The organism is Actinoallomurus acaciae (genome assembly GCF_042429965.1).
GTDB classification, from domain to species: domain Bacteria; phylum Actinomycetota; class Actinomycetes; order Streptosporangiales; family Streptosporangiaceae; genus Actinoallomurus; species Actinoallomurus acaciae.
Genome location: NZ_JBHLZP010000482.1, coordinates 374 through 6,424, shown reverse-complemented (window position 1 = coordinate 6,424; position 6,051 = coordinate 374). Strand labels below are relative to the sequence as shown.

At 73.4% G+C, this 6,051-nt stretch carries 7 protein-coding genes and 1 pseudogene; 2 read left to right on the top strand and 6 right to left on the bottom strand.

Annotated features, from left to right (window positions below; all coding sequences use genetic code 11):
• Positions 1-469, bottom strand: a pseudogene (locus ACFFNX_RS39335) (hypothetical protein); the annotation flags it as partial.
• 236 nt (positions 470-705) lie between these two features.
• On the opposite strand from ACFFNX_RS39335, the gene ACFFNX_RS39330 reads away from it, so the two are divergent.
• Positions 706-1,476, top strand: coding sequence for a class I SAM-dependent methyltransferase (locus ACFFNX_RS39330; RefSeq protein WP_378211252.1), 771 nt, complete (start codon positions 706-708; stop codon positions 1,474-1,476).
• A 25-nt stretch (positions 1,477-1,501) separates the two neighbouring features.
• On the opposite strand, the gene ACFFNX_RS39325 is transcribed toward ACFFNX_RS39330, so the two are convergent.
• Positions 1,502-1,795, bottom strand: coding sequence for a hypothetical protein (locus tag ACFFNX_RS39325; protein ID WP_378211251.1), 294 nt, complete (start codon positions 1,793-1,795; stop codon positions 1,502-1,504).
• Between the two features lie 104 nt (positions 1,796-1,899).
• Positions 1,900-2,751, bottom strand: coding sequence for a helix-turn-helix transcriptional regulator (locus ACFFNX_RS39320; RefSeq protein WP_378211250.1), 852 nt, complete (start codon positions 2,749-2,751; stop codon positions 1,900-1,902).
• A 102-nt stretch (positions 2,752-2,853) separates the two neighbouring features.
• Here ACFFNX_RS39320 and ACFFNX_RS39315 point away from each other — a divergent pair, with 102 nt between their 5' ends.
• On the top strand, positions 2,854-3,597 hold the full coding sequence (locus ACFFNX_RS39315; RefSeq protein ID WP_378211249.1) for an SDR family oxidoreductase: 744 nt from the start codon (positions 2,854-2,856) through the stop codon (positions 3,595-3,597).
• Positions 3,598-3,604: 7 nt separating this feature from the next.
• Here the strand turns inward: ACFFNX_RS39315 and ACFFNX_RS39310 are convergent, their stop codons facing one another.
• The 3 genes from ACFFNX_RS39310 to ACFFNX_RS39300 all read right to left on the bottom strand — a co-directional run.
• Positions 3,605-4,189: a DUF4352 domain-containing protein gene (locus ACFFNX_RS39310; protein WP_378211248.1), complete on the bottom strand. Its 585-nt coding sequence runs from the start codon at positions 4,187-4,189 to the stop codon at positions 3,605-3,607.
• A gap of 174 nt (positions 4,190-4,363) precedes the next feature.
• Complete coding sequence (locus ACFFNX_RS39305) at positions 4,364-5,563, bottom strand: M20 metallopeptidase family protein (protein WP_378211247.1); 1,200 nt, start codon at positions 5,561-5,563, stop codon at positions 4,364-4,366.
• 6 nt (positions 5,564-5,569) lie between these two features.
• Positions 5,570-6,051: hypothetical protein (locus ACFFNX_RS39300; protein ID WP_378211246.1), on the bottom strand; the 482-nt coding region annotated here is incomplete at its 5' end.

Genomic DNA, 6,051 nt, shown 5'->3' with positions numbered 1-6,051 from the left:
CGGCGGCGGCCAGCGCGGCTCCGGAGCCGACGGCGTTCACGCAGCCGCCCGCCCGGTGCACGGCGTCGGCCAGCAGCCCCACCGGACCGAAGCCCGCGTTGATCTGCCGGATCTTCGCCGCCTCACCGACCACCGCGCCCGCACCGCTCCGGGTGATGTGGACCGGCCGGTGGCAGTACGGCCCGGCGGCCGACCGGGCGCCCGCCGAGACCGTGATCCAGCCGTCCGCCGGGCAGGTCAGGGTGCCGACGGCCCGTACCGACAGCAGGCCCGTCGCGGCGGTACCGGCGATACGCCACAGGGTCGGGGTGGATGAGGGTCCGACGTCGCTCCACCGCAGGCCGGGAACGCCGATGAGCACGACGTGCCGCGCCGGGGAGGCATGGGCCGGGGTCGCGCCCGCGGCCGGGGAATGGCAGATGAGAGCCGCGAAGGCCAGTGCCAGCGCGGCGGCGACGCGTTTCGGCAACGATCGGCTCCCCGTCGAGTTCGCGACATGGCGGGGGAGATGATGCCCGCCGCTGGAGGCGTCCCCGCGCCCCGCGAGTTACGCGCCCCCGTCCGCTCGGTGAAGTATGGACGGCGCCCCTGCGGCCGGCGGCGCCGTCCGCCGGCATGTCGCCGATCTTTGCCTGTTCCTGGCACGGGTCGCCGGCCCGTCGGCCCGGCGACCCGGGGCGGCGGCGATGTGGTTACCGTGGGGCCATGGCTCACCCATCCGATGTCACGCCGGAGACACATGCGCGCCGGGCCTCGTCGTTCGGCGCTCAGGCCGCCGCGTACGCGGCCGAGCGGCCCGGCTATCCCGAGGCCGCCATCCGCTGGGTGCTGGAGCCGGTCTCCGGGCGCTCGCCGCTGCGGGTGCTCGATCTCGCGGCCGGCACCGGCAAGCTGACCGCGGGGCTGCTGCGGACCGGCGCCGAGGTCGTCGCGGTCGAGCCGGACACCGGCATGCTCGCCGAACTGCGCCGCGCGTTGCCCGCCGCACGGGCGCTGGCCGGCTCGGCGGAGCGGATTCCGCTCGCCGACGGCTCCGTGGACGCCATCGTCGTCGGGCAGGCGATGCACTGGTTCGACATGGACCGCGCCGTGCCCGAGATGTCCCGCGTGCTCACGCCGGGCGGGGTCGTCGGCGGCCTGTGGAACCGCGAGGACGACGAGGTGCCCTGGGTCCGCGGGTTCCAGGAGATCGCCCGGGGCGAGACGGCCGTCCGCCGGCGGGAAAGGATCGCCGGACTCGACCTGGGTCCCCTCTTCTCCGCGGTGGAGCAGGAGGCGTTCCGCCACGTGCAGCGGCGTACGGCGGATTCGCTCGCGGCCACGCTCGGCACCCACTCGCACGTGCTCGTGATGTCGGAGGAGGAGCGGGCCGCGCTGCTGGACCGCGTCCTGGAGTACCTGCGCGCGACGCCCGAGGCGGCCGGGGAGTTCGACCTGCCCCTGGTGACGATGACGGTCCGGGCCACCCGCGCCTGAGTCTCCGGACGTCAGCCGGTGTGGCTCACTTCGGCGCCTCTCGTCGCCCGAAGGCGCCCGGACCGGCGTGGAACAGGCCGATCAGGAGCACTCCCAGGGCGGCGAACCCGAAGGCCCAGGCGGGGTGCCGGTCGCCGTGCGCCCAGAAGAGGAGCAGCGCGGCCAGGGCGAGTCCGGCCCATCCGGCGACGAGGTTCGGAATGGGCCCGTTGCCGGTGAGGTTCGGATAGCGCTTCCGGGTGATGCCGTGCACGAAGTGCGGGAAGGCGTTGCCGCCCAGCACCCCGCCGAGAAACGCGAGACAGATCGTCTGCCACATGGGGGGCTCCTCCGGATCGGTGGCTCAAAAGGCGAAACGAAACCGTTTCGTACACTAGTTGGCCCGGCGAAGTGTACGCAATCGTTTCGCCGGGTCGCCGGTGCTCAGGGGGTAGTGATGTCCTGGGTCCCGACGACCTTGAGCAGGCGGAGCGCCTCGTGTGACGGGGTTCCGGGGGCGGCGGTGTAGAGCACGATCCACTGGTCCTGGAACGGGTCGTGCAGTGCCTCGCAGTCCAGGTCGAGCCGGCCGACCAGGGGGTGACGCAGCCGTTTGCGCGCCGAGCGGCGGACCTGGACGTCCTGCTCGGCCCACAGCGCACGGAACTCCGCGCTCGCGGCCAGGAGCCGGTCGATCAGCCCATGGACGCCCGCGTCCCGCGGGTACCGTGCCGCGGCCGTGCGCAGATCCGCCACGGACTCGCGGGCGAACCGGCGGCCGCCTTCGGCGTCGTGCCGGTCACGCGCGGTCGCGTCGGTGAAGAACCGCCAGATGACGTTGCGCTCGCCGGGCGGCAGCGCCGAGAAGTCGCCGAGCAGGGCGGCGGCCATCGCGTTCCACGCGAGGACGTCGTACTTGGCGTCGCAGACGAGCGCGGGAGTGTCGTCGAGCCGGTCGAGCAGGTGCGCCACGCCGGGCCGCACGTCCCGGCTCGGGCCGGGCGGTGGTCCGGGCACCTCGCCGACGAGGTGGTGCAGGTAGGCGCGTTCGTCGTCGGACAGGCGCAGCGCACGGGCGATCGCGCCGATCATCTGCCGGGACGGACGCGGTCCCCTGCCCTGCTCGAGGCGGATGTAGTAGTCCACCGACATGCCGGCCAGTTGGGCGACCTCCTGGCGGCGCAGGCCGGGGGTGCGCCGTCGGTGTCCGGCCTCCAGCCCGACGTCGGCGGGCTGCACCCGCGCCCGCCATCGCCGCAGGAAGGAGGCCAGTTCCGCCCGGTTGAACCCGCTCACCCGTCCAGGGTGCCGCGTCGGCGCCGCGGGCACCATGGGACCGCCGATACCAGCTTCGGCCGTGCTCTCCCGCCGGCGCCGGACGACGGTCACGGTGAGGGCATGACCACGTCAACCGAGCACAAGATCGTCCTGATCACCGGCGCCAACAAGGGCATCGGATTCGCCGCCGCGCGCGAGCTCGCCCGCGCCGGGCACACGGTGCTGCTCGGTGCCCGGGATCCCGGACGGGGCACGGAGGCCGCCGCCGATCTGGCCGCGCAGGGCCTCGACGTACGGTTCGTCCGCCTGGACGTCACCGACCCGGAAACGATCAAGGCGGCGGCCGACCTGATCGACGCCGAGTACGGCCGCCTGGACATCCTCGTCAACAACGCGGGAATCTCCCGTGACCGGCCGCACCCGCCGGCCGAGCTGCCGGTGGCGGCGCTGCGCGAGATCTACGAGACGAACGTGTTCGGGGTCGTCGCGGTCACCAACGCCATGCTGCCGCTGCTGCGCCGGTCGCCGGCCGGCACCATCGGCAACGTCTCCAGCGGGCTGGGCACCGTCGACTTCCTCACCACCCCGGACTCACCGCTGTGGCGGTACGCCGACCTGCTCGGTTACAACTCCTCCAAGGCCGCGTTGAACGCGATCACCCTCATCTACGCCCACTCGCTCCGGGAGGCGGGGATCAGGGTCAACGCGCTGTCGCCCGGCTACTGCGCGACCGATCTGAACGGCAACACCGGCCACCTGAGCGCCGCCGAGGGCGGGGCCCACATCGCCCGGCAGGTCACGTCGCCCGACGAGGACGCCACCGGGATGTTCCTCAACGAGAACGGCGGCACCTACGCCTGGTGAGGAGCGATCACCCGACGCGCGGCGTCGGGCGGCCTCTCGCGATGGTCCTCGGTGGCACCCGCCACTCGCCCAGCTCAGGGGCGTACCCGGCGTTCAGGGCGTACCGGACGCTGACGATCTTCGCCGCCCTCGGCACGGCGAAGACGATGTAGCCGCTCCGTGCCTGCCCCCGAGCCAGGCTCATCACGCGGGGGAAGCCCGGTCCCGCCGACACCGTCGCGACGGTCGGGTCGTACCCGTGGCCGGCCGAGTCGACCACCTTCGCGCCGAACGTCGGGCTGTCGTGGTACGCCGTCACGCCGATGTTCTTGAACACGAACCGGACGGCGGCGAACCGCTCGCCCTTGCGGGGCTTCTCGAACGCGCCGCGTCCGATGGCCGTGGAGACGACGTTCCGGACCTTCACGGCCATCCGCAGCATGCCGGTGCCGTTCGCGTCGTCCACGCCGGTGAGGACCACGGCGTCCCCGACGTTCACCCGGCGCACGCGCGGCCGGGAGTCGCTGGGCGAGGGGTTCTTCGCGGTCTCGGCGGCGGACCCGCACCCGCCGAGCAGCACCGTGAGCCCCGCGACGAGAGCCAGCCTCCGCACGTCCTCGGTCCCCCATCGCCGACCCGACCCTCCAGAACCGGATGATCATGATAGGGGCCTGGGAGACCCGGGACGACCACGGCCGGTCGCATGACGACGACACCATCAGCGCACGTCTCGCTCTGCGGATTCCCGGCCCGGTGTCCTCACGGAGGAAGGCGCGATGAATAGTCGCTATCCGGCGGCCTGACCGGCGAGGCGACGCAGGGCGAGCTCGGCGAGCAGCGCCGACCCGTCCGGCAGCACCGCGTCGTCGAAGACCGCCGTCGTGGCGTGGTTGAACGGCGCCGTGCTCGGGTCGCGGTCGGGCGGGCACGCGCCGAGGAAGATGAAGGCCCCCGGCACCTCCTCCAGGACATAGGAGAAGTCCTCCGCCGTGGTCATCGGGTTCGGCACCCAGACGAAGCGCTCCGGTCCGTACAGGTCCGCGACCGTGCCGGCCGCGAACTCGGCCTCGGCCGCGTCGTTGACCGTCACCGGGTAGCCCATCTCGTGTTCGAGCCCGGCCGTGAGCCCGTGCGCGGCCGCGATCCCGTCGACCAGCTCCCGTACGGCCTCGATGACGCGAGTGCGGGCCGTAGGGGAGAAGGACCGGATGGTCAGGCCGAGCTGCGCCTCGTCGGGGATGATGTTGGCGGCGGTGCCCGCGTTGATGCTGCCGACCGTGATCACGACCGGGTCGAACGCGTCGAACCTCCGGGTCGCGAGCGTCTGCAGCGCCGTCACGATCGCGCTCGCGGCCGGGATCGGGTCCTTCGCCAGGTGCGGCTGGGACCCGTGGCCGCCCGCGCCGTGTACGGTCACGCGCATCTGGTCGGCGGCCGCCATCAGCGGGCCGCGCCGGGTGAGGAACATCCCGGCCGGGATGAGCGAGGAGGTCACGTGCAGCCCGTACGCCGCGACGGGCCGCGCTCCGGCCGCGTCCAGCAGGCCCTCTTCGATCATGAGCTTCGCGCCGCCGTTGCCCTCTTCGCCGGGCTGGAACATGAAGACGACGCTGCCCGCGAACGACCGCTCGGCGAGCAGCCGGGCCGCGCCGACCAGCATCGCGGTGTGCAGGTCGTGCCCGCAGGCGTGCATCCGGCCGGGGATCTGCGAGGCGTACGGCACGCCGGAGCGCTCGGTGAGCGGCAGCGCGTCCATGTCGCCGCGCAGCAGCACGACCGGGCCGGGCGACGAGCCGCGCAGCACCGCCGTCACCGAGGACAGCGCCGAGCCGGTCGTGGTCTCCAGCGGCAGCCCGTCCAGGGCGGCGAGCACCTTCTCCCGGGTGCGCGGCAGGTCGAGTCCCACCTCGGGTTCGCGGTGCAGGTCACGGCGGAGTCGTACGAGATCGTCATGGAGGTCGCCGGCGGCGGCACGCAAAGAGGACATGAAGCCTCAGATTACGCGGCGCTCCCCATCGAGGTCATCACGCTTGACCCGGAAGTCGATCACACCGCCGAGGTCGGCGCGGTTCAGCGTCGTGCGCAGCCGGACCATGGCGTCGTCGCGGATGCGCCAGGCGAGTTCGCCCAGGTCGGCGTCGGCGTCGCACATCACCCGGACCCGCATCGCGGGTCGCCGGGCGCTGCCGGAGAGCCGCGGACGCACCCGGCGCACCCCGGGGTAGGACGTCACGTCGGCCACGATGGCGCGGGTGGCCACGCGCGCCGCCATGCGGGTCGCCCCCGCGCGGGCGTCGCCCATCGCGAGCCGCCGCAGCGTACGGCACCGCCACTGCGCGGCCAGCCATGCGCTGCCCAGCATCGCCACGGCGAGGGAACCGCCCGCGACGGACGGCCAGAACCAGGGCTGCGCCGCCACCCACCGTGACGTCGCGGCGGTGACGAGCGGACGGCTCGCCCGGAACAGCCCGGCGG